Below are 21,853 nucleotides of genomic sequence, written 5' to 3' on the forward strand. Positions count from 1 at the left end.
GCGCCCAGCACCGGTCTGACGTCCAGGATCCGCCACATCGCTAGGATTCCGCTCATGGTCGCCGACTCGCCCGCGCCCGCCGACTCGCCCGCGCCCGTCGTCCGTCAGTTGCGGCTCGTGGTGGAAGCGGCGGACCACGATGCCGCCGTCGCGTTCTTCCGCGACGCGCTGGGCCTGCCGGAGGAGGCCGCGTTCAGCGGCGAGGGGGATGCCCGGGTGGTGATCCTGGACGCCGGCCGAGCCACCCTGGAGATCGCCAACCCCGCGCAGAAACGCATGATCGACGAGGTGGAGGTGGGACGGCAGGTCGCGCCGCGCATCCGGGTGGCCTTCGAGGTGGACGACGCGGCGGCGACGACCGCCCGACTGGTCGCCGCCGGGGCGAGCGAGATCGCACCGCCGACGCGTACGCCCTGGCAGTCACTCAACTCCCGCCTCGACGCGCCCGCCGGCCTGCACATCACCGTCTTCCAGGAACTCGTCACGCCGGACCTGGGTGTCGAAACGCGGGATACGAAGTCCGGCCGGGACGGCGACAACTGAGTCGCCGGCGACCTCGCCGGCACCCCGTCACCCACCCGTCACCCATCGCAACTGTCTCAAGGCCCTACCGGCGGTAGCGACAAACCACCAAGCTGCCAGCCTCCCAAGACTGTGTTGCCTTCCGGTGCCAACAACACCCTCCGTCACCAGTGTCCGGGGTGTGGTCGGCAGAGCCGCATGTCCGATTCGGTGCCGGTGACCAGTGCCGCAGCGCGGGTCGACTCTCGGGCAATTCCGGAATGTCCGACAGGTGAACCTGGTTGTGTCCCCCGTACCGCCGGAGACCAAACCCTGATCCGCGGTCATCTCCCGAGGAGTGTTCACCCCGGAGCGCTTCGCACGATCGAAAGGGCAACCATCGTGAAGGCCGACTTCACTCGATGGCTCCCCGCCATCGCCAAGGACTCGTACCGCAAGACCGCGCTGAGCGTGGCGGGCGTGGCCGCCCTCGGCGGCCTGGCGCTCGCGCCGACCGCAGCCGCAGCCCCGGTCACCTCCGGACCGCACCAGGGCGCCGTCGCCGCCATCGACCTCGCCACCGGCAAGGCCACCACCCCGCCGAACCCCGACGAGCAGCCCGTCGAGTCGGGTCTGACCACAGGCTCCGCCACCGGAAAGCCGCCGGCCGGCAAGCCGAGTCGGGCCCAGCTGATCCCGCACGGCATCGAGGGCGCCCAGTCGCGCGTACCGCTCGACGACGCGCAACTGGCCAACGCCCGGGCGATCGTCGACGCCGCCAAGAAGACAGGCGTCGGTGACCGGGGCGCGGTGATCGGCGTCGCCACCTCGCTGCAGGAGTCGAAGCTGTACAACCTCGGCCACCTGGGGGCGTACAACGACCACGACTCGCAGGGCCTGTTCCAGCAGCGTCCGTCGTCCGGCTGGGGTTCGCCCGACCAGATCACCGACCCGGAGTACGCCGCCACGGCGTTCTTCACCGCACTCAAGAACGTCGGCGGCTGGCAGGACCTGCCGCTGACCGCCGCCGCGCAGACAGTGCAGGTCTCCGCCTTCCCGTACGCGTACGCGCAGTGGGAGGAGCAGGCAGCGGACATCGTCCAGCAGCTCTGGTGACATCCCCACACGAGACCGGCCGGCTCCCGTCACAGGGAGCCGGCCGGTTCTTCGTGTTCGCCTACCTCAGCAAGCCGGGTAGAGGCGGCGGGTGCCGACCCCGGCCGCGTACGCGTCCTGGTCGCTGAACCGGCAGCCGTAGTCGGGACGGGCCACCACCGCCGGGTCGGTCACTGCGTCGCCGGCCGGGCGCTTGCCGGTGCGTACCCAGGACATCAGGTCGTCCCAGGCGGCGCCGGCCTCGGCCGGGCTGAACTCGCAGTGCTGCGTGGTCCGGATCGCCCGCTGGACCACCAGCCTGCCGCGACCGTTACGCGCCACATCGGTGGCGTAGGCCTGTTCCATGCTGAACGGCACGAACAGGTCGCCGAGACCGTGCAGGCTGAGCACCGGCGCGGTCGGGCGGCCGGCGATCCGCGGCACCTCGGTCAGGGTCGGCAGGAGCCGCTGCCACACGTTCTCCGGTGCCACGCGCCGCACTGCGGCGTTGACGTTCACCGGGCTGTTCGGGGCGTACCGGGTGAGCAGGTTGGTGGACAGCTGATCGGGCCGCTGGGCGGGCGAGTTGCCGGTCCCGGTGGGCACGCTGATCGAGAAGAGGAAGTCCTTCCAGACCGCGAACGCCGCCTCGGTTCCCGGACGCGGCCCCCCGGAGCGGTTCACAGTGATCGCCCGTAGTTGCTTGCCCCGCTCCGTGGTGGTGTCCGGCCCGGTGGGAGTCAGCCCGGCCAGACCGAGCGCCACCTGGATTCGGGGCACCGCGTTCATCAGGTAGTCAGCCGGCGTGGGATACGCCGGCACCTCGGCGAGCGACTGCGCGACCAGGTTGTAGTCCAGGTAGAAATCGAGCAGCGTCTGATCACCGAGCACCCCGCACATCGGCAACGCGCCGTCGTAGAAGCCGGGATACTGCTCCAGCGAACGACCGATGACGTACCCGCCCATCGACACCCCGGCGAGGTAGGTGTGCTGTGGCCGACGGATCGTCCGCCCGAAGTGGTCGGCGAGATCCTTCGTGCCCAGCACCCCGGAGCGGATGTCGAAGCCGTTCCGGTCGTACGAGGACGACGCCCAGGCGTACCCCTGCTCCAGGAGACGCTGGCGCAGCTCGAAGGCCGGCGGTTCCGGTGAGAGCACGGTGCCCTGACCCCGGTAGCCGTGCGTCCACAGCACCAGGTCGCCGTTCCACCGGGCCGGGACCTCGATGATGTACCCGGCGTGGCGGTGCACGCCCTGGCGTACGGTCGTCGGCTTGCCCTCCACGACCAGCGGTGCCAGCGGCGGATTCTCGATGGTGTAGCCGGGCAGCGGCTCGCCGCCCCTCGCGTCGCGACCGGCGGCGTGTGCCGGCGCGGCACCGGCCAGCCCGACCGCGAGGGTGAGCGTCGCGGCGGTGGCGAGCAGCCGGCGGAGAATACGAACGGGTGTGGACAGCATCGATGCTCCCCATCGGACGGATGTCGCCCGGGGGCGACCAGCGGGACGGTTGCCTACCGGCGGGTAGCGCCCTGAACCTAGGACCGCCGTCGACGGGTGTCAATGGGTACGCTGACCGGCCGGTCAACACGGTTGGTGAGCGGTACCCGGTCGTTCGGTTCGGTGGGCCGATCGGGTTGACTGGTCGTCGTGGACGAGTCGATCTGGGAGGCGGCCCGAGCGTCGCGGGGCTGGCTGGACGCGGCGAACGGCACCGGGCAGACCGAACTGACCTGCCGCATCCTCAAGCTGACCGAGGAGGCGGGGGAGGCTTCGGCCGCCTGGATCGGTCTGCTCGGGCAGAATCCGCGCAAGGGTGTCACCCACACCCGGGAGGACGTCGCGGCGGAGTTGGCCGACGTCGCCTTCACCGCGTTGGTGGCGATCGAAAGCCTGGGGCTGGACGCGCGAACGGTCCTGGACGCCTGCGCCGCGAAGGTGCGCTCCCGCCTGGGAAGTCACTGACGTCCCGAGTGTCCCCTTGTGGGCGTTTGTGACAGTGGTCTGGCGCACCCGTGGGCCGGAATCATCGCCGGGCCGGGGTCGTTACACACCCTGACGATCGCAGTACCAGCGGCCCGCCGCCCGATCTACCTGACCGGCGGGCCGACCCCGGAATGACCCCGGCCCCCCGGTCGTTACACATGGTCCCGGCGCCGCGAGCCCCCGCTTGCCAGGTCGCCGACCTCCCAGACTTTCCCCCTTGTACGTGCAGCGCCGGACGAGGTGCTCACACCCTGCCGCCGTCCCCCTTGGTGGTCGGGGTGTCCTACCCCCGAGGGAGCTACCCCCATGAACACGATCTTCCGTAAGAGCATGCTGTCCGTTGCCGGTGTCGCGTTCGCCGGTGGTGTCCTCGCCGGCCCGGTCGCGCACCTGTCCCATTCGGTCGACACCAGGCCCGTCGCGGTGACTGTGCAGGCCGACAAGCCCGACGTCAGCAAGCTGATCCCGCACGGCACCCAGGGCGAGCAGTCCCGGATCACCCTGAACGACGAGCAGATCGGCAACGTCAAGGCGATCATCGCCGCGACGAAGAAGGCCGGCCTGCCCGAGCGGGCCGCGGTCATCTCGATCGCGACGAGCCTGCAGGAGTCCAAGCTGGAGAACCTGGGTCACCTCGGCGACATGAATGACCACGATTCGCTGGGTCTGTTCCAGCAGCGCCCGTCGAGTGGTTGGGGTACGCCGGAGCAGATCACCGACCCCGAGTACTCCACGACGGCGTTCCTGAAGGGTTTGCAGCAGGTCGACGGGTGGCAGGACATGCCGCTGACCGATGCCGCGCAGACCGTGCAGGTCTCGGCGTACCCGGACGCCTACGCCCAGTGGGAGCAGCAGGCCGCCGACCTGGTCGGCCAGTACTGGAACAGCTGACCCCGAACCGTCCAGGCAACCGCACCGACCACTGGCCGGCACCCGCAACACGGGTGCCGGCCAGTTCGGCGCATGGCTCCAGTGAAGTGCGGCGTCGCCGGGTCACGCGGGGTCGGCGGGCACGTACAGTCGGGCGGTGGAGCGTACTGAATCGATGCTGGCGCAGACCCGACCGCCTGGCGTGGCCGACGTCGATCCCGGCAGTGTGTTGTTGCCCGGCCACGACGTGCCGTTGGGTCGGTACACCACGGTGCGGCGGCTGCTTCCGCAGCGCGCCCGCCGGATGGTCGGCGCGTGGTGTTTCGTGGATCATTTCGGCCCGGACGATGTGGCGCAGCGGCCCGGCATGGAGGTGCCACCGCACCCGCACACCGGGTTGCAGACGGTGACCTGGCTGCTCGACGGGGAGATTCTGCACCGGGACAGCCTCGGCAACGTGCAGCCCATCGTGCCCGGCCAGCTGAACGTGATGACCTCCGGGAACGGTATCGCCCACTCGGAGCGGTCGCCGGCCACCCACCCGCCGGTGATGCACGGCGTGCAGCTCTGGGTGGCGCTGCCGGACCCGGCACGGGCCGGAGCTGCCGCCTTCGCGCACCACGCCGACCTGCCACGCTGGCGGGACGGCGATCTGGACGTCACAGTGCTGGTCGGTGAGTTCGCCGGGGAGCGGTCACCGGCCGTGGTGTACACCCCGCTGGTCGGCGTGCAGCTGGAGCTGCGTGGCGAGGCGCCGGCGACGATGTCGTTGCGGCCCGATTTCGAGTACGCCGTGCTGGCGATGTCCGGTTCCGCGGAGGCGGCCGGGGTGGGGTTCGAGCCGGGGGCGCTGCTGTATCTGGGCTCGGGCCGGCAGGACCTGACAGTGCGTGGCGGTGCCGGGGCCCGGTTGCTGCTGCTGGGTGGCACGCCGTTCGAGGAGCCGCTGGTGATGTGGTGGAACTTCGTGGGCCGCTCGCACGAGGAGATCGCCGCCGCCCGGGAGGACTGGATGGCCGGCGACGGGCGCTTCGGTGTGGTCGCCGACGATCAGGCCCCGCCGCTGCCGGCCCCCGCTCTGCCCACGACCCGCCTCAAGGCCCGTGACCGTAGCGGCGGCCTGCACGGCTGACCCGCGCGTGGGGGCAGGGCGTGACGTGCCCTGGCCCACACTTCCGCAAATTCTGACCAAACGGGGGATGTTCTGTCGTATGATTGGGCCCGGCAGTGCTGGCCGCTCGGTTCGGGCAGGCCTCCACCGCCTGGTGATCCGTGACCGGTTCGGATGCGGTTCACCGCCTGGGCAGGCTTGCGCGGCGCCCTGGGTCGCGGTTCGTGACCAGGGGCGCCCGCCTGTCCCGGCCCTCCGATCGGCCCCACCCCGTGCAGCGCTTCCGGGGGCGGCGTGGCCGCCAGCCGCCTCACTTCGCCAGACCCGCCAGCAGGTTCACCGTCACCGCGATGATGAACGCGCCGAACAGGTACGACACCATCGAGTGCCGCAACACCGTACGACGCATCTCGTTGCTGGTCAGGTTGGTGTCGGAGATCTGGAACGTCGTCCCGATGGTGAACGCGACGTACGCGAAGTCCGAGTAGCGCGGCGGTTCAGGCTGGTTGAAGTGCACCCCGCCGTCCGGGCCGGTGTAGTAGATCCGGGCGTACCGGGCGGCGAACAACGTGTGGACCACGAACCAGGAGAGCACCACGCTGAGCACGCCGAGGCTGCTGTGCAGTTCCCGGGTCGCACCGGGGGGCGCGCTCTGCGCGCTGGCCACTACCAACCCGACGGCCAGCAGGCTGGCCAGGCAGGCGACGAGCAGCAGGGCGTCGCGAATCGCCCGGTTCGGGTCCTCGTGGACGGCCAGTTGGGCGGTCCGTTCGGCATCCATCGGCCAGAGTTTGTGCCAGACCAGCACGAGCCAGCTCAGCGCGCCGACGTCCCAGCCGGCCAGCGCGGCGAGCGGCAGTGGCAGCAACAGTGCGAAGAGGAGGCCGGCTATCACGCCTGCCACCGCCACCACGGTGAGCTGCACCGCGGCCGGGAAGCGCACGTCCGCTGGCCGGTCGGGGCCGGTCTGGGTCATCCGTGGCACTCCGGGGCCGGGGCGGTGGGCGTCACCGCTGGATCAGATGCCGCGCAGGTGCTGCGAGACCCTGTTGTGCTTCTTGTCCCGGGCCTGCTCGGCCCGCTGGGCGGGGCTCACCTCGGGCGCCGCCTCGATCCCGGCCGACCGGGCCACCTCGGTCCCGTTGGCGTAGTCGACCGGCGGCAGGGCGCGCAGAGCCTTCAGGACGTCCGGCGGGGCACCCTCCCGTTCGGCCTCGCGGACCACGTCGTTCTTCTCGGCCGGGTAGTCCAGGCTCGACAGGTACTGCAGGACGTCGGCGTAGCTCGCCATGGCGTGGGCTCCCTCGGGCATCGATGTGGTGACGACCGGCGGCGGTTACCCGCCCGCCCGCCGGTCACGCCCGCCGGGCGAAGGATTCCCGGTGCCGTTTCTCCCCGGCCGCCGCGGGTACCCGCAGGCGCCGACGCGAGCCAAGGGGGTACGCGATGAACTACGACACCTTCATCGACCAGGTTTCCCGGCGCACCGCCACGTCGTCCGAGCGGGCGGTCGAGCTGACCCGGGCGGTGTTGGAGACGTTCGCCGAGCGGTTGACCGGTGGCGAGGTCCTGGACCTGGCCGCCCAGTTGCCCCAGCCGCTGCAACTGGTCCTCAAGCCGAGCCCGAGCACCGAGCAGGCGGACCGGTTCGGCTCGGCGGAGTTCGTCGCCCGGGTCGCGTTGCGCGCCGGTGTGCGGGAGGACGCCGCACGCGACGCCAGCCGGGCGGTCTTCACCACTCTGCGCGAGGCGATCACCAGCGGTGAGTTCGACGACGTGGCGACGCAACTGCCACGCGACTACCGGGGTCTGGTCGAGCAGGCGATGGCGCCGGGCGCGACGCTGCGCCGTGGCTGACCGCGCTCGTGCCGGGTGCGCACAGCGGTTTACCAGGGCAACCATCGATGTCCCGCTTGGCGTGGCGATTCCACCTGGCCTAACCTTGTCGTGCGAGGGGAGTACTTCCCACGAACCATTCCGGTCAGTACGGCGCGCCCGGCGTGCCTCGGGTGGTTGCCCATCAGGTGGTGGGTGAAGGAGACCTCGAACATGACGGTGTTCGAGGAGACCCCAGATGAGTCAAGTGTCGTATCTGTCCGCCGCCAGTGACCTGTCCTCGGTGGGCACGCCCACGCTGTGGGCGGTCACCATCATCGGCGTCATCGCGCTGCTGGTGCTGGACTTCCTGGTCACGCGTCGCCCGCACGAGGTGTCCATGCGGGAGGCCATCGGCTGGTCGGCGTTCTACATCGCGCTGCCGCTGGCGTTCGGCGCCTGGATCTGGTCGCGCTTCGGCTCCCAGCAGGGCGTCGAGTACCTGACCGGTTACCTGGTGGAAAAGTCGCTCTCGGTCGACAACCTCTTCGTCTTCATGCTGCTGTTGGCGGCGTTCGCAGTGCCCGCGGTGCTCGCCCAACGGGTGCTGCTCTACGGCATCGCCGGCGCGCTGGTGCTGCGGGCCGTCTTCATCGCCCTCGGCGCGGCGGCGTTGCAGACCCTCGACTTCGCGTTCCTGCTCTTCGCGATCATCCTCATCGCCACCGCGGTGAAGCTGCTGCGCGATGCCGTGTCCGGGCATCAGCAGGAAGTCGACATCAACAAGATGCGGTCGGTGAAGCTGCTGCGCAAGGTCATGCCGGTCGTCGACGACTACCACGGCACCAAGATGACCATCCGGCAGGGCGCGAAGCGGGCACTCACGCCGTTCGCCCTGGTGGTGGTCGCGGTGCTGGCCACCGACATCGTCTTCGCTGTCGACTCGGTGCCGGCGGTCTACGGCATCACCGAGGACCCGTACCTGGTGTTCGCCACCAACGCGTTCGCCCTGCTCGGCCTGCGGGCGCTCTACTTCGTCCTGCACGCGGCGTTGAGCCGGCTGGTGCACCTCAGCTACGGCCTGGCCATCATCCTGGCGTTCATCGGCCTCAAGCTGGGTCTGCACTGGGCGCACGGCATCTGGGACAGCGTGCCGCAGATCCCCACCCTGGCCTCGCTCGGCGTGATCATCGGTGTGCTCGTGGTCGTCACGCTGACCAGCCTGCGCGCCACCCGGGGCGGTGACCTGCCCGAGGACCGCGAGGTCGTCGCGGACCGGCACTGATCGCGCCGCGCCGGCCGACGAGGGGGTACGCGGGAAAGCTCCCTCCCCGGCCAGTGCGGGTGGTACGACTGTGCAATGGGAATCGTGTCACCGGGCTTTCAGGGTCGGCCCCGAACGCAGGAGCCGGCCCTGCCACCCGGTCAGTATCTGACCGAGGACTTTCCGGTGCTCTCGGCCGGCCCGACGCCCCGGGTGTCACTCGACACCTGGGAGTTCGTCATCTCCGCCGAGAACGGCAACGAACACCGGTGGTCGTGGCAGGAGTTGATGGCCCTGCCGCAGGAGACACCGATGGTGGACATCCACTGCGTCACCCGCTGGTCCAAGCTCGGCACCAACTGGCAGGGCGTCTCCCTCGACACGCTGCTCGCCGACGTGGACACCGGGGCGCACTTCGCGCTGGCGCACTCCTACGGCGGGTACACCACGAACCTGCCCCTGGACGACCTGCGCGGCGGTAAGGCGTGGGTGGCGCACACCTTCGACGGTGCCCCGCTGCCCGCCGAGCACGGTGGGCCGGCGCGACTGCTGGTGCCGCACCTGTACTTCTGGAAGTCCGCCAAGTGGGTGCGCGGCCTCCGACTGAAGACGATGGACGAGCCGGGGTTCTGGGAGACCGCCGGGTACCACGACTACGGCGACCCGTGGCGCGAACAGCGGTACCAGGGTGACTGAGCGCGCCGTGGCGACGAGCACCACCCGTCGAACCCCCAACCGTTGGCAGGTGGCCCGGCTGGTGGAGCGCCGGGTGGAGACACCCAGCGCGCAGACCCTGGTGCTGGAGGTGCCGGACTGGCCGGGGCACCTGCCCGGGCAGCACGTCGACCTGCGGCTCACCGCCCCGGACGGCTACCAGGCGGCCCGGTCGTACTCCCTCGCCGGGCCGGCCGTGGACGGTCCCGGAGGCCCGCGCATCGAGGTGACGGTGCAGCGGGTGCACGACGGCGAGGTGTCCCCGTACCTCATCGACGTCCTGGGTGCCGGCGACCCGGTGGAGGTCCGCGGACCGCTCGGTGGCTGGTTCATCTGGCGGCCCGAGGAGACCGCTCCGGTGCAGCTCGTCGCCGGTGGCTCCGGCGTCGTGCCGCTGATGGCGATGATCCGGGCCCGGCGGGCGGTGGGCAGCAAGGCGCCGTTCCGGCTGATCTACTCGGTGCGCACCCCCGGTGACGTGATCTACGCCGACGAGTTGCGCCGCCGGGGCCGCGACGACTTCGGGTTGGACGTCGCGTACGTCTACACCCGCGAGGCGCCCGACGGTTGGCGCGGTGAGCCGCACCGGATCGGCCTGGCGGACGTCAACACGCACGGGTGGCCGCCGGACCTGGAACCACTCACCTACGTCTGTGGCCCGACCGCGTTCGTTGAGACCGTCGCCGACCTCCTGGTGGGCCTGGGTCACCCGTCCCGTCGGGTCAAGACCGAACGCTTCGGCCCCACCGGCTGACCACCCGCTCGCCCACGCAGTGTCGAGGAGATTCGATGACCGAGATGTCGTACCTGGACGGCAACATGCTCGACGGCCCGATGCGTGAGCTGTTCACCGTCGACCTGAGCACCGCGATGGGCCGCTGTGAGAACTGCGGGATGACCGGCCCGATGGCCAGCCTGCACGTCTACTCGAACGCCCCGGGTCTCGTCGCCCGCTGCCCCTCCTGCGAGGAGGTGATGATGCGCCTGGTGCGCGGGCCGGACCGGGCCTGGCTGGACATGCGCGGCACCACCTTCCTCCAGGTGCCGATGCCGATGGAACAGACCCTTCCCGGCCCGCTCTGACCGGGCTCACTGGGCGGTGCCCGCGAGGAGCCACCGCCGGACGGGGATCTCCAGCAGCACCCGTTCGCCGTCCGGGCCGACCTGCCTGCCGGCGTCCCAGCCGTCGTACTTGCGCGCGAACGCCTCGACGACGGTGCCTGGAAATCCACTGTGGTGCACCTGGGCGGCGCCCTCGGCCACCACCGGAGCGTTGCCGCTCTCCAGAGCCAGGGACACCCGTGGGTCGGCCGCGACGTTGCGGGCCTTCACGCTGAGGCTTCCGCAACCGACCCAGAACGTCGCGGAGAGGTAGACGAACCAGACCGGCGTGAGGTGCGGGGACCCGTCGCGTCGCAGCGTGCACAGCCAGATGTTCAGCTCCCGTGACAGTCGCTTGTCGACGTCGGCCGAAGGGGGCGTGGGGGTTCGGTTCATCGGGCCAGTGGATCACGTCCCGGCGGTGGCCCGCCGGATACTCGGGTGCGAACGGCAGCGCTCGTCCCTAGGCTTCCGCCCGAAGGACCGGACACTCATCCGGTCGGATCGGAGATGGCCAGCGCGATGACGGCTCACTTGTTCGCGATCACCTACGACGCTGCCCAGCCCGTACGCCTGGGTCGGTTCTGGTCCGGGTTTCTGGCTCGGGAGATGGTGGAGGATCCGCGCGACGGCGTCCTGGTCCTGCCGGGGGCCGACACCGAATTCCGGCTGCGCTTCGTGCCGTCCGACCAGCCGAAGGTGGTCCAGAACCGGATGCACTTCGATCTGACCAGCAGTTCGCTGGAGGACCAGCGGCAGACGGTGGCCCGCGCGGTGGAGTTGGGCGCGCGGCACGCCGACATCGGGCAGGGCCCGGAGATCGATCATGTGGTGCTCGCCGACCCCGAGGGCAACGAGTTCGACGTCATTGCGCCGGGCAACAACTTCCTCGCCGGCTGCGGCGTCGTCGGTGCGCTGGCCAGTGACGGGTCGCAGGCGGTCGGCTACTTCTGGAGCAAGGCGCTGGGCTGGCCGCTGGTCTGGGACCAGGACGAGGAAACCGCGATCCAGTCGCCGAGCGGCGGTACGAAGATCAGCTGGGGTGGCCCACCGTTCATGCCGAACGGCGGCAGGGACCGGGTGCGTCTCGACCTCGCTCCCGCTGCCGACGTGGATGTGCAGGTCGAGGTCGACCGTCTGCTCTCGCTCGGGGCGACCCGGGTCGACGCCGCGCCGGATGGGACAGGCCGGTTGGTGCTGGCTGACCCCGATGGTCAGGAGTTCAGCCTGCGGACGTCCCACTAGCCCGGTAGACGCTCCGCGCACGTGGCGGCCGGTTGGACAACGACGGGCCCGGTCGGTCAGAGTGGTCCGACGTGAGATACCTGCGTACCGGTGGTCCTGCCGCGATCCGGCGCCCTCGGCCCACCGACGCCGACGAGTTCGTCGCCGCGGTGCGGCGCAGTCGGGACCTGCACCACCCGTGGCTGGCCGCGCCGGCCAGCCCGGAGGAGTACGCGCTCTACCTGCGTCGGATCCGTCGCCGCGACAGCGCCGGCTACCTGATCTGCGATCAGGCCAGCGGCGAGATCGCCGGCTACGTGAACATCAGCGGGATCGTGCTCGGTGCGCTTCGCGGTGGATACCTCGGGTACGCGGCATTCCTGCCGTACAGCGGAACGGGTCACGCGTCGGCGGGCGTCGGCCTGGTGATCGACCACGCGTTCACGTCGGTGGGGCTGCACCGGTTGGAGGCGAACATCCAGCCGGGCAACGAGCCGTCGCGGCGGGTGGCCCGCAAGCTCGGTTTCCGGTTGGAGGGCTTCTCCCCGGACTACCTGTTCATCGACGGCGCCTGGCGTGACCACGAGCGCTGGGCGATCACGCCGCCAGCCCTTTGATCCGTTCCAGCCGAGCTGAGCGTGGCCGGGGCCTCGGACGTTTGTCGCGGCCCGCTACGGGAAACGGCCCGCAATGACGAAACCTCGTGTGGTGATCGTGGGGGCCGGGTTCGCCGGTTACCACGCGGCGAAGACGTTGAGCCGGATCGCCCGGGACCGGGCCGAGATCGTGGTGCTGAACTCCACCGACTACTTCCTGTACCTGCCGTTGCTGCCCGAGGTGGCGGCCGGGGTGGTCGAGCCCCGGCGGATCGCCGTGCCGCTCACCGGGACGCTCAAGGGCGTACGGGTGGTGGTCGGCGAGGCGGACCACGTCGACCTGCAGAACCGCTGGGTCGGCTTCACCCAGGCCGAGGGGGAGAAGAACCGGCTGGCGTACGACCGGCTGGTGCTGGCCGTGGGCAGCGTGAACAAGCTGCTGCCCATCCCGGGGGTGACCGAGTACGCGCACGGCTTCCGCGGCCTGCCCGAGGCCGTCTACCTGCACGATCACATCATCCGGCAGGTCGAGTTGGCCGAGCAGGCCGAGGACCCGGCCGAGCAGCAGGCCCGCTCGACGTTCGTGGTGGTCGGGGCGGGTTACACCGGCACCGAGGTCGCGGCGCACGGGCAGTTGTTCACCGACGCGCTGCACGCCCAGCGGCCCCGGCTCACCGTCCGGCCCCGTTGGATGCTGCTCGACGTGGCGTCGCGGGTGCTGCCGGAGTTGGACAAGCGGATGTCGGACACCTCGCACAAGGTGCTCAACCGCCGTGGGGTGGACGTGCGGATGGGCACCTCGGTGGCCGAGGCGACCTGCGACGGGGTGAAGCTCACCGACGGCGAGTACGTGCCGACCTGCACCCTGGTGTGGTGTGTGGGCGTACGCCCCGACCCGTTCGTCAACGAGTTGGGCCTGCGGACCGACAGGGGTCGGCTGGTCACCGACGAGTTCCTCAACGTTCCCGGCTACCCGGAGGTCTTCGCGATCGGGGACGCCGCCGCGGTGCCCGACCTGGTCAACCCGGGCAAGGTGTGCGGGATGACCGCCCAGCACGCGCAGCGGCAGGGCAAGCGGGCGGCGTACAACATCGCCGCGTCGTACGGTTTCGGTAAGCCCAAGCCGTACAAGCACCACGACCTGGGTTGGGTCGTCGACCTGGGCGGCAAGGACGCGGCGGCGAACCCGTTGCAGGTCAACCTGGCCGGGCTGCCGGCCAAGGCGGTCACCCGGGCGTACCACCTGATGGCGATGCCGGGGAACCGTACGCGGGTGAGCGCCGACTGGGCGTTGGACGCCGCGTTGACCCGTTCCGCTGTCCAGTTGGGGTTGGTGCCGGCCAACGCGGTGCCGTTGGAGAGCACCTCTCCGGAGGTGGCGAGCCGGTCCCGTTGAGGGGGCCGCCGGGGTCGTACCCGCGGCGGTCTCGTCGGTGGAGCCGGCCGGTCACGCCTGTCGCGTGGCCGGGCCGGCGGGCGGGGCGGGTCGGAGCCGGCGCGGGCCGTACTCGCGCAGCAGGGTCTGGATGATGCCGGCGGCGGGGATGGCCAGCAGCGCGCCGAGCAGACCGGCCAGCTCCGCCGCGAGCAGCACGCTGATCAGCACCGTCAACGGGTTCAACCGGACCGCGCGGGACAGGATGAGCGGTTGGAGCAGGTGGTTCTCCACCTGTTGGTAGACCACGAAGAAGACCAGGACCACCACCCCGGCGGTGGGGGAGTGCAGGAAGCCGGCGCCGGCTGCGATCACCGCGCCGAGTGTCGCCCCGACCAGCGGTATCAGGTCGGCCACTGCCACCAGCAGGGCGATCACCGCCGCGAAGGGCACCCCGGTCACTGTCAGCACCAGGTAGGTCAACGCCCCGCAGATGGCGCTGATCAGCAGGTTCCCGGTCAGGTACCCGGTCACGGTGCGCGACACCTCCCGGCCCACCCGGCGCAGTCGCTCGCCCTGACCGTTCCCGGCCGCCGCGAGCAGGCCGCTGGTGATCCGCGGGGCCTCCAACACCATGAGGTACGCCAGCACGACGACGGTGATGAGCCCGGCGACCGACTCGACGACACCGCGCAGCACACCGACAGCGGGTTGGCGCAGTCGGCTGCCGAGGGCGCTGAGCTGCTCGGAGTGCTCGCTGACGTAGCGGCGCGCCCCGGTGCGCTCCAGAACCTGCCCCACCGGGCCCCGTCCGGCGCGGGCCTCCCGCAGCAGCTCGGGCGCCCGGTCGGCGAAGCGACCCACCTCGCCGGACAACGGCACCAGGATGAGCGCGGCCAGGATCGTCAGCAGGACGAACGCGGCGAGGAACACCAGCAGTGTGGCCAGCGCCCGACGCCTGACGAAGCGGCGTTGCAGCCGGTCGACGAGGGGTTTGAGCGCGACGGCGAAGAACGCGGCCACCACCGCCCACACCAGCACCCGCCGGGTCGCGTACACGAATCCCAGCGCGAGCGCGGTCGCCAGCACCAGACCGATCACGATCAGGGTTCGGCGGGCGGTCTGCCGATCGTCGACGTTGCTCATCCGGCGGGCCTTCCCCGCGCGCACCCCCGGAAACCCGGCATTGCGGGCACAACGGCGATCAGTGGGGCGAGGTGCCGTCGGCGTCCGTGATCGGGTGGGCGCCGGCGACGAAGGTGTCGAGCGCGGCGGCGTGCAGCAACCCGCCGGGTACCGGGTCACGCAGGGCGGCCACCGCCAGCCGGGCCACCGGCAACCCGCCGGGGCGGGAGGTCGCCGCCAGCACCAGGTTGCCGTACCTGCGGCCGCGCAACATCCGCCGGTCGCCGACCACGCACACGTCGGCGAAGACCGCCCGCAGGGTGGCCACCTGCGCCCGGGTGCCGACCAGTGGCGGCAGGTCGGTGACGTTGAGGACGTACAACCCGTCGGGACGCAGGACGCGGGCCACCTCGGCGACGAACTCGACGGTACGAACGTGTCGGGGCATCCGGGCCGCCCGGTAGATGTCGGCGATGACGAGGTCGTACCTGCCGTCCGGGGTGGCGGTCAGGGCGTCCCGGGCGTCGGCGACCTCCACCCGCACCTCCGCCGGCAGCGGCGGCAGCTCGCGGGTCACCAACTCCACCACCGCCGGGTCCCGCTCGACGACCCGCTGCGGTGAGCCGGGCCGGGTGGCGGCGAGCCAGCGGGGCACCGTCAACGCGCCGCCGCCCAGGTGCAGGACGCTCAGCGGCGCGCCGGCCGGGGCCGCCACCGTCACCGCCGAGGCGATCCGTCGGACGTACTCGAAGTGCAGGTGCCGGGGATCCTCGACATCCACGTACGACTGCTCGACCCCGGCGGACAGCAGTGTCCGCCCGGTCCGGCGGACCGGGTCGGCGACCAGTTCCAGCCGGTCGGCGGCGCGGCTCATGTCCGGCACGCTAGCCGAGCCCACGGTCCGGCCGGGCCGTGGGCTCGGCACGGCGGACGGGCCGGCGCAGCGGGGTCGTCCCCACTCCGCCGGCCCGCCGACGTCCCGGTGGCCGTCAGCCGCCGGCCATCCCGGCCCCGACCTCGTCGATCGCGTCGTCGATCTGGCGGGCGAGGTCCACGTCGAGCGCGGTCACTCCGTTGGCCTGGTTGGTCCGCACCGTCAACACGGCTGCGGTGTCACCCGGACGCCCGATGCTCGGGCCGCGGCCGTTGTCCTGGCGCAGCCGGTCGAGCCGGGCGAGCACCCGGTCCAGGTTGTCGGGCGGCAGCGCGATCACCCGGTAGAGGCCCTGGCTGTCGCCGGCCCAGTAGGGCAGGTCGTCCAACACCGCGCTGATCTCGTCGGCGTCCAGGGTGGGTGTGGTGGTGGAGGCGCCCACGAGGCCGCCGCCAGCCTCCGGCGGGTCGAGCAGGTCGCGCAACCCGTCGGGTACGTGCAACGACTCGACCAGGTCGCCGTCCTGCTCGGCGAGCGCGGCCATTGTCGCCTCCGCCTGGTACCGGGCCTGCTCCGGGGTGTTGCCGCTGATCCGACCCACCTCGGCCAGGAAGCCGGGCAGGTCCTGGTGCCGCTCGATGCCGTCGACGGGCAGCACGTCGTGCAGCGACGCCGGCACCGCCGCGAGCAGCCGCTGCCGCTCGGCGGCCTCCAGGGCGAACGCGAGGACCAGTACGGTCGCCTCGGTGCCCACCTTGGCCGTCCTGAAGTCGACCCCGGCACGACGCCGGACGTCGTCGACCAGGTCGTGGTAGCCCATCCTGCTCACGCCGGCCGTGCCGCTCGGCGGTGACGGCTGGGGTCGCGGATTGTCGGCGCTACCGACCGGCGGCGGTGCCGGCCCGCCGCGCGTGGTGTCCGGTTTGTGCGGCCCGGCCGCCGGTGGGCCAGCTCGCTTGCCCGCATCCAAGCTCCTGAGCTGCTTGGAGGCGCTCAGGCTGGCGCCGATCTCGCTGGGCTGGCGACTCTGTTCGCGGGCCTGCCGGGCCAACGCCCGGCGCCTCTGGTTGTCGCCCTCCATCTGCTTGCGCATGGTGGCATCCCTTCCGCTGGGGATCGTGCTGCGCCAGTCGCCTTCCCGCCGCCCCGGAGAAGGAAACGGGGGCCGCCGGCCGGGTCGGACGGCTCTGCGCCACGCTTCATCCGGCGGGGGTGAGGGGTGCTCACCCGCACGGCCCGCACGATCGGGTCAGGACCGGAGTTCTTCCGAGGTACGCGGGAGGAAGGTCGTCATGAAGGAAGTTGTCGAGATCGTCCCCGCCCGACCTGGTTGGTACGCGCGCTGGCAGCTCACCCCGGAACTCACCAGGTGTTACCCGGTGAGTCTGTGGGCGCTGCTGGAGGAGGCCGACGGGACCGGCCGTGAGGTGATCGGGATGGACTGCATCGGCCAGTGGCCCGGCGCGGACGACAACGAGGCGGGTGGGCAGTTCGTCCGCTATCTGTACCAGACGCCCGATTCAGGAGAGCCCGACGACATCGAACCGGCCCCGACCGGCGAGCTGCGTGCGGACGGACCCCGGCTCCAGCCGATGACGGCACCCTAGACATTCCTCCGGCCCCCGACCCCAGGTCCCAGGGTCGGGGGCCACCCCGTTCGCTCTCGGGGCGGCCTACCGGTCAGCCGGTGGCGCGTACGTCGTCGTCGGCGTACGCCACGGCCAGCAACTCACCCAGACCCGTGCGGTCCAGCATCCTTCAAAGGCTGGGGGATGTGCTGTCGCGTCCGACGCGGCCCGCTGACCGACCCGCGGGTGGCCCTCACGGGGTGATCACCGCGCGTGGCGGCACCCGACCCATGCCTGCGTATACTTGCCGGACTGCAAACGTCCCACCCCCCGGGTGGAGCGAGGGGGAGAACGGTGACGTTCAGCGTCAGCTACGCCGAGCGCGACGGCGGTGGCGCCTGCCTGCGGCTCGCGGGCGAGCTGGACCTGAGCACCGCCCCCGAGTTGACCGCCGCCATCGGCCGCCTCACCGCGACGGGCGAGAACCGGGTGCTGCTCGATCTGACCGACCTCACCTTCTGCGACTCCACCGGGATGGCCGTGTTCGTTCGGGGCGACAACCAGGCGGCGGCCGGCGGGGGTTGGCTCCGGCTCACCGGCGCCAACGGGCGGGTCGAGCGGGTGCTCCGGGTGACCGGCCTCGCCGAGGTGTTGCGCTACGAACCGGAGCCGGTCGACCCCGCGTCCCGCATTGCCACCTGATGGGCTAGATTTCCCCGCCAGCATTTCCCCGCCAACGCGGTGACCGTCAGGGTCCCGTCCCCGCCGACTCCGAGGCAGGTAGTGATGGGCGCAGACAGCGCACAGCCGGTACGCATCCTGGTGGTCGACGACGACCCGGGTGACGTGCTCATGATCGAGGAGGCGCTGGCGGACTCCGACGTCGAGAAGATCATCGACGTGGTCAGTGACGGCGAGGAGGCGATGGAGTTTCTCCGCGCCGAGGGCCGACACCAGCAGGCCCGCCGCCCGGACGTGATCCTGCTGGATCTGAACATGCCGCGGATGGACGGCCGGCAGGTGCTCGGAGCGGTCAAGCAGGACGAGGATCTGCGCACCATCCCGATCGTCGTGCTGACCACCTCCAACGCCGACACCGACATCGTCGGCAGCTACACGTTGCAGGCCAACGCGTACGTCACCAAGCCGATCGACCTGGACGACTTCAACGACGTGGTCCGCCGGATCGACGAGTTCTTCGGCCGGGTCGTCGTGCTGCCCAAGCGGGGCTGACGCCGGCCCCGCCCGCGCGCCTGCTGACCATTTTCCCCGAACCCCCTCGGCGCGGGCGGTCGCGGCCGAGGATCCAGGTGGGGACGTGACAGCAGCTGCCTGGGGGGCGACAGGATGAGGTTCTCCGTCGTGGAGACCGGTTACGACAAGCGGCAGGTGGATCACTGCCTGGACGAGTTGGGGATCCGGTTGTCCCGGCTCGCGGCGCGGGCCGAGGGCGCGGCCGGGGAGTGGGACGAGATCCGCCAGGAGGCGGCCTCGCTCAGCGGCCTCCTGCGACGACTGGACCTGGGCGACGCCACCACCACCCGTCCCACCGGTGACCCGGAGCGGCACGAGGCCGCCGAGATCCTGGCTCAGGCCCGCCTCGAGCTGGACGAGGCCCGCGAGGAGGCCCGGCGGGTGCGGGAACGGGCGTACGCGGAGGCCGTGCAGGCCCGGCGTGACGTTGAGGCGGCGTTGGACGCCCGTCGGCGGCGGGAAACGCGGCTGGACGACATCCTCGGCCAGGTGACTGTCGACCAGGTGCCCGTCGGTCAGGTGCCCGTCGACACCCCGACCGCCGCTGCGGGCGTGGCGGGCAGCCGACTCGGAGCAGGCGGCCTGGCCCCGGTCACGGAGCCTTCGCCCCGCGGCCACTGACCAGCGCGGGCCGGACCGGTCGTCCGACTCAGGCGGTGAGCGCACCCGCCACGGTGGTCGCCCGGTCCTCGTGCTGGGCGTACGCGTCGGGGTACGCGGAGATCTGAACGGACTGGGCCGCGGCGGTGACGCTCATGTCCTGCCAGCCGGGGATCTCGTTGAGCGCCGTGTAGAAGGCCTGCGCGGCGTACGACGGGCGCATCAACTGGGCGACAGTGCCCCAACCGCTGCTCGGCCGCTGCTGGAACAGCCCGACCGAGTCGTGGTCGGAGCCGCTGCCCTGGTTCGGGTACTCCGCCGACTCCGGCAGGACGTCACTGGCCAGGTTGTAGAGGTTGCTCTCCTGCATGGCGGTGGCCAGCGCCACCACCAGGGCGCGGCGCGGCATCTTCATCTCCAGGCCGACGTCCACGATGATCTTCGCGTTGTCCATCTGGGCCTGGTCGAGGCCGGCCACCGGCCGGGGGCGGCGGGGCTTGACCGGCTTCTTGGGCGCCTTGCGGACGACAGTGGGAGTGGGGGTGGGGGTGGGCTCCAGCGTCGGGCTGGGCAGGATCCGGGCGGGGGCTGCGTCGCGGTCCAGCGACCGGGAGGCCCGCTCGTCGGCGATGGCGGCGCGGTCGGCCACCGCCTCCGCGAGCGGCTCGACAGGACGCGGGGCGTCGTCGTTACCTCGCGCGGCGGCGACCGCCACCAGGCTGAGGCAACAGGTGACGCCGGTGGCCAGCGCCACCCGCACCGGGGTCGAGCCCAGCAGGCCACGCCGCGGCGGTTGGAGAGCGCGGTGACGGCCGATCGTCCGTTCGGTTGATGCGGCGTCGTCCGAGGGGGTGGTCGGGCGCGCGTCGGTCAGCTTCTGGGCGGAGGGGTCGTCGGGATGCACCTGCCGAGGCTAAAGAGCCAAATGCCCGATGTCAGGAGCCCGTACGGTGGCATGCGCCACAATTTGCCCTGATCAGGCCGACTTCAGTGGGCAAAGACCGAGCGAAGTTCCTCAACCTCGCAGACCACGCCAGACGGTTATTCCCGACTTGCCGGGTTATTCAGGTCGGCCACCAGTCGGCCGGCCCCAAAGTCAGCCCTCTTCAAGACCCTCGTCCGAACAGCCCATGCCGTCATCCCCCAAACGGCCCCCCGGCCCCGCGAGACCCCTCCCTACCCCCGCGATCTTGCACTTTCTGTCGCGCGCGTGGATGCCTTTAGTGGCGGCCGTTTTCGGCTGGGGTTACGGTCAGGCGGTGACGGCTGGCGTCGCTGCTGGAGAATGGCCAGAGCCGGTCGGCGTACTCGACCAGATCGGCCAGCTGCTCTCGGCTCAGGCCGGCTGAGGAAATCTCCGCGTGCACGTCGGCCCGGTATCGGCCGTCGTTGTCGCGCCCCAGCTTCGCCTCCGCCCGCACCTGCACGGTGTGGGCCTCGTCGGTGATCTCTCCGGCCACCTCCACCGCCGCATGGTGCAGGCAGGAGGCGAAGGCCGCGGCCAGCAACTGTTCCGGGGTCAGCCCGGTGCAGTGCGGCGCCAGCGGTGAGGCCAGCGCGGTGGAGAGCCCGCCGTCGTCGGTGCGTACGTGACCGCCCTCGGCTGTCGCTGTGGCCTCACGCAGCCAGGAACTCTGATCCGGCATCGCGTTTCTCCCGTCGCTCACCAGGCCGGCTACCCCGCCGCCGCCCGCCGAAACGCCGGACGGCTCGGCGAACCCGCACCGCCGAGGACCAAACGCCGGACCGCGCGACGAAACCGCCGAGGGCAAACCCGGCCGTGGGCCCGTGCGGTCAGCGCGCGGTGGGCAGGTTCGGTTGGGGGGCGACCGCCACCGCCTCGGTGGCTTCGGCGGCGGCCCGTTCGGTCCAGGGTGACGTCGGGGCCGTTCGGCGGGTTGCCGGGATCGTCATCGGCACGTACACCCGGGCGTCCACTGCCTCGGCCAGCAGCAATGCGGCGACCAGGCTGGTGGGGCGCTCGTCGGGGTCGTCGGCGAGGCAGGAGTGGCACAGCTCGGCGACCTCGGGCGGGAGCCCGGGGAGGTCGGGAAGCGGCTCCGGTGGCTGACGGCGGCGGGCCAGGAGAAGTTCGCTGGACGTCGTCGCGCGGTAGGGCAGGCGGGCCGTGAGGCTGTAGTAGAGCAGCACGCCGAGGGCGTACATGTCGGCGGCGGGGGTGGCGGGTGCCTCGTTCAGCTGTTCGGGTGCCAGGTACGCCGGGGTGCCGAGCACCATCCCGGTCGGCATCGGGTCGGATTCGCCGGCGGCGATGGCGATGCCGAAGTCGAGGACCTTCACCCCGGCCGGGGTGAGGATGACGTTCGCGGGCTTGACGTCGCGGTGCACGATGCCTTCGGCGTGAGCGGCGGCCAGCGCGGCGGCGACCTCGGCGCAGACCCGCACTGCGATCTGCCAGTCCAGTGGCCCGGCGCGCAGGTGCGCGGCGAGCGTCTCGCCCTCGGCCAACTCCATCACGATGTAGGGAACCGTTCGGCCCGGCCACGTCGAGGAGATGCCGAAGTCGTGCACGCTGGCCACGTTGGGGTGCTCCAGGCGGGCCGCCGACCGGGCCTCCGCCCGGATCCGGTCCACGGTGCCGTTCCGATCGTCGGGACCGGGGGAGATGAGCTTCACCGCGACCGGCCGGTCCAGCACCTGGTCGTAGGCCCGCCACACCTCGGACATCCCGCCCACACCGATGCGCTGTTCGAGCCGGTACCGCCCGTCCAGCATCCGCATCGACCGCTCCTCGCCCTCGCCCCGCCCGACGGCGGTTGTTC

General features: G+C 71.3%; 27 protein-coding genes. 17 read left to right on the forward strand and 10 right to left on the reverse strand.

Annotated elements, in window-relative coordinates; genetic code table 11:
* The first annotated feature begins 54 nt into the window (after positions 1-54).
* On the forward strand, positions 55-543 hold the full coding sequence (locus ABZ406_RS13175; RefSeq protein WP_357759950.1) for a VOC family protein: 489 nt from the start codon (positions 55-57) through the stop codon (positions 541-543).
* A 360-nt stretch (positions 544-903) separates the two neighbouring features.
* The gene (locus tag ABZ406_RS13180; RefSeq protein WP_357759953.1) at positions 904-1,617 is read left to right on the forward strand and encodes a hypothetical protein; all 714 of its coding nucleotides are present in this window, start codon (positions 904-906) and stop codon (positions 1,615-1,617) included.
* A 66-nt stretch (positions 1,618-1,683) separates the two neighbouring features.
* On the opposite strand, the gene ABZ406_RS13185 is transcribed toward ABZ406_RS13180, so the two are convergent.
* The gene (locus ABZ406_RS13185; RefSeq protein ID WP_357759956.1) at positions 1,684-3,054 is read right to left on the reverse strand and encodes a hypothetical protein; all 1,371 of its coding nucleotides are present in this window, start codon (positions 3,052-3,054) and stop codon (positions 1,684-1,686) included.
* A gap of 189 nt (positions 3,055-3,243) precedes the next feature.
* Here ABZ406_RS13185 and ABZ406_RS13190 point away from each other — a divergent pair, with 189 nt between their 5' ends.
* The 3 genes from ABZ406_RS13190 (at position 3,244) to ABZ406_RS13200 (ending at position 5,581) form a co-directional block, all read left to right on the forward strand.
* Complete coding sequence (locus tag ABZ406_RS13190) at positions 3,244-3,558, forward strand: MazG-like family protein (protein ID WP_357759958.1); 315 nt, start codon at positions 3,244-3,246, stop codon at positions 3,556-3,558.
* A 327-nt stretch (positions 3,559-3,885) separates the two neighbouring features.
* Entirely contained in the window at positions 3,886-4,470 is a 585-nt protein-coding gene (locus ABZ406_RS13195) for a hypothetical protein (protein ID WP_357759961.1), read from the forward strand.
* 136 nt (positions 4,471-4,606) lie between these two features.
* Positions 4,607-5,581: a pirin family protein gene (locus ABZ406_RS13200; RefSeq protein ID WP_357759964.1), complete on the forward strand. Its 975-nt coding sequence runs from the start codon at positions 4,607-4,609 to the stop codon at positions 5,579-5,581.
* Between the two features lie 289 nt (positions 5,582-5,870).
* Here ABZ406_RS13200 and ABZ406_RS13205 read toward each other — a convergent pair whose 3' ends face one another.
* Positions 5,871-6,536, reverse strand: coding sequence for a DUF1345 domain-containing protein (locus ABZ406_RS13205; protein WP_357759965.1), 666 nt, complete (start codon positions 6,534-6,536; stop codon positions 5,871-5,873).
* 42 nt (positions 6,537-6,578) lie between these two features.
* Positions 6,579-6,851, reverse strand: a complete 273-nt coding sequence (locus tag ABZ406_RS13210) for a DUF2795 domain-containing protein (protein WP_088947940.1) — start codon at positions 6,849-6,851, stop codon at positions 6,579-6,581.
* Between the two features lie 155 nt (positions 6,852-7,006).
* On the opposite strand from ABZ406_RS13210, the gene ABZ406_RS13215 reads away from it, so the two are divergent.
* The 5 genes from ABZ406_RS13215 to ABZ406_RS13235 all read left to right on the forward strand — a co-directional run bounded on the left by ABZ406_RS13215 (position 7,007) and on the right by ABZ406_RS13235 (position 10,436).
* Entirely contained in the window at positions 7,007-7,417 is a 411-nt protein-coding gene (locus ABZ406_RS13215) for a DUF2267 domain-containing protein (protein WP_357759969.1), read from the forward strand.
* 217 nt (positions 7,418-7,634) lie between these two features.
* Positions 7,635-8,660: a TerC/Alx family metal homeostasis membrane protein gene (locus tag ABZ406_RS13220; RefSeq protein ID WP_357759972.1), complete on the forward strand. Its 1,026-nt coding sequence runs from the start codon at positions 7,635-7,637 to the stop codon at positions 8,658-8,660.
* Between the two features lie 75 nt (positions 8,661-8,735).
* The gene (locus tag ABZ406_RS13225; protein WP_357759975.1) at positions 8,736-9,335 is read left to right on the forward strand and encodes a sulfite oxidase-like oxidoreductase; all 600 of its coding nucleotides are present in this window, start codon (positions 8,736-8,738) and stop codon (positions 9,333-9,335) included.
* Between the two features lie 7 nt (positions 9,336-9,342).
* Positions 9,343-10,107 (forward strand): ferredoxin reductase, encoded by a 765-nt coding sequence (locus tag ABZ406_RS13230; RefSeq protein WP_357760469.1) that lies wholly within the window; start codon positions 9,343-9,345, stop codon positions 10,105-10,107.
* Positions 10,108-10,142: 35 nt separating this feature from the next.
* Positions 10,143-10,436: a DUF6510 family protein gene (locus ABZ406_RS13235; protein WP_357759978.1), complete on the forward strand. Its 294-nt coding sequence runs from the start codon at positions 10,143-10,145 to the stop codon at positions 10,434-10,436.
* Positions 10,437-10,442: 6 nt separating this feature from the next.
* On the opposite strand, the gene ABZ406_RS13240 is transcribed toward ABZ406_RS13235, so the two are convergent.
* A complete protein-coding gene (locus ABZ406_RS13240; protein WP_357759980.1) occupies positions 10,443-10,850 on the reverse strand; it encodes a pyridoxamine 5'-phosphate oxidase family protein in 408 nt (135 codons plus the stop codon).
* Positions 10,851-10,976: 126 nt separating this feature from the next.
* Between ABZ406_RS13240 and ABZ406_RS13245 the strand changes: the two genes are divergently transcribed.
* The 3 genes from ABZ406_RS13245 (at position 10,977) to ABZ406_RS13255 (ending at position 13,670) form a co-directional block, all read left to right on the forward strand.
* A complete protein-coding gene (locus tag ABZ406_RS13245) occupies positions 10,977-11,699 on the forward strand; it encodes a VOC family protein (protein WP_357759982.1) in 723 nt (240 codons plus the stop codon).
* A gap of 71 nt (positions 11,700-11,770) precedes the next feature.
* Positions 11,771-12,295 carry a GNAT family protein gene (locus ABZ406_RS13250; protein ID WP_357759986.1) on the forward strand — a complete coding sequence of 175 codons (525 nt, stop codon included), beginning with the start codon at positions 11,771-11,773 and terminating at the stop codon, positions 12,293-12,295.
* 73 nt (positions 12,296-12,368) lie between these two features.
* Positions 12,369-13,670: an NAD(P)/FAD-dependent oxidoreductase gene (locus ABZ406_RS13255; protein WP_357759988.1), complete on the forward strand. Its 1,302-nt coding sequence runs from the start codon at positions 12,369-12,371 to the stop codon at positions 13,668-13,670.
* 51 nt (positions 13,671-13,721) lie between these two features.
* Here ABZ406_RS13255 and ABZ406_RS13260 read toward each other — a convergent pair whose 3' ends face one another.
* The 3 genes from ABZ406_RS13260 to ABZ406_RS13270 form a co-directional block, all read right to left on the reverse strand.
* Positions 13,722-14,795 carry an AI-2E family transporter gene (locus tag ABZ406_RS13260; RefSeq protein ID WP_357759991.1) on the reverse strand — a complete coding sequence of 358 codons (1,074 nt, stop codon included), beginning with the start codon at positions 14,793-14,795 and terminating at the stop codon, positions 13,722-13,724.
* Positions 14,796-14,853: 58 nt separating this feature from the next.
* On the reverse strand, positions 14,854-15,648 hold the full coding sequence (locus tag ABZ406_RS13265) for a fused MFS/spermidine synthase (protein ID WP_357759994.1): 795 nt from the start codon (positions 15,646-15,648) through the stop codon (positions 14,854-14,856).
* Between the two features lie 115 nt (positions 15,649-15,763).
* On the reverse strand, positions 15,764-16,741 hold the full coding sequence (locus ABZ406_RS13270) for a DUF2267 domain-containing protein (RefSeq protein ID WP_357759997.1): 978 nt from the start codon (positions 16,739-16,741) through the stop codon (positions 15,764-15,766).
* A 199-nt stretch (positions 16,742-16,940) separates the two neighbouring features.
* On the opposite strand from ABZ406_RS13270, the gene ABZ406_RS13275 reads away from it, so the two are divergent.
* The 4 genes from ABZ406_RS13275 to ABZ406_RS13290 all read left to right on the forward strand — a co-directional run bounded on the left by ABZ406_RS13275 (position 16,941) and on the right by ABZ406_RS13290 (position 19,091).
* A complete protein-coding gene (locus ABZ406_RS13275; protein ID WP_357760000.1) occupies positions 16,941-17,255 on the forward strand; it encodes a hypothetical protein in 315 nt (104 codons plus the stop codon).
* Between the two features lie 315 nt (positions 17,256-17,570).
* The gene (locus ABZ406_RS13280; RefSeq protein ID WP_357760003.1) at positions 17,571-17,918 is read left to right on the forward strand and encodes an STAS domain-containing protein; all 348 of its coding nucleotides are present in this window, start codon (positions 17,571-17,573) and stop codon (positions 17,916-17,918) included.
* An 84-nt stretch (positions 17,919-18,002) separates the two neighbouring features.
* The gene (locus ABZ406_RS13285) at positions 18,003-18,449 is read left to right on the forward strand and encodes a response regulator (protein ID WP_357760005.1); all 447 of its coding nucleotides are present in this window, start codon (positions 18,003-18,005) and stop codon (positions 18,447-18,449) included.
* A 114-nt stretch (positions 18,450-18,563) separates the two neighbouring features.
* On the forward strand, positions 18,564-19,091 hold the full coding sequence (locus ABZ406_RS13290) for an ATPase (protein WP_357760008.1): 528 nt from the start codon (positions 18,564-18,566) through the stop codon (positions 19,089-19,091).
* A 28-nt stretch (positions 19,092-19,119) separates the two neighbouring features.
* Here the strand turns inward: ABZ406_RS13290 and ABZ406_RS13295 are convergent, their stop codons facing one another.
* From ABZ406_RS13295 to ABZ406_RS13305, 3 genes are all read right to left on the reverse strand, one after another.
* The gene (locus ABZ406_RS13295; protein ID WP_357760011.1) at positions 19,120-19,974 is read right to left on the reverse strand and encodes a hypothetical protein; all 855 of its coding nucleotides are present in this window, start codon (positions 19,972-19,974) and stop codon (positions 19,120-19,122) included.
* A gap of 316 nt (positions 19,975-20,290) precedes the next feature.
* Positions 20,291-20,716, reverse strand: a complete 426-nt coding sequence (locus ABZ406_RS13300) for an OsmC family protein (protein WP_357760014.1) — start codon at positions 20,714-20,716, stop codon at positions 20,291-20,293.
* A gap of 148 nt (positions 20,717-20,864) precedes the next feature.
* Complete coding sequence (locus ABZ406_RS13305) at positions 20,865-21,812, reverse strand: serine/threonine-protein kinase (RefSeq protein WP_357760017.1); 948 nt, start codon at positions 21,810-21,812, stop codon at positions 20,865-20,867.
* Between the last annotated feature and the right edge of the window lie 41 nt (positions 21,813-21,853).

This window comes from Micromonospora sp. NPDC005710 (assembly GCF_040630995.1).
Lineage (GTDB): Bacteria > Actinomycetota > Actinomycetes > Mycobacteriales > Micromonosporaceae > Micromonospora.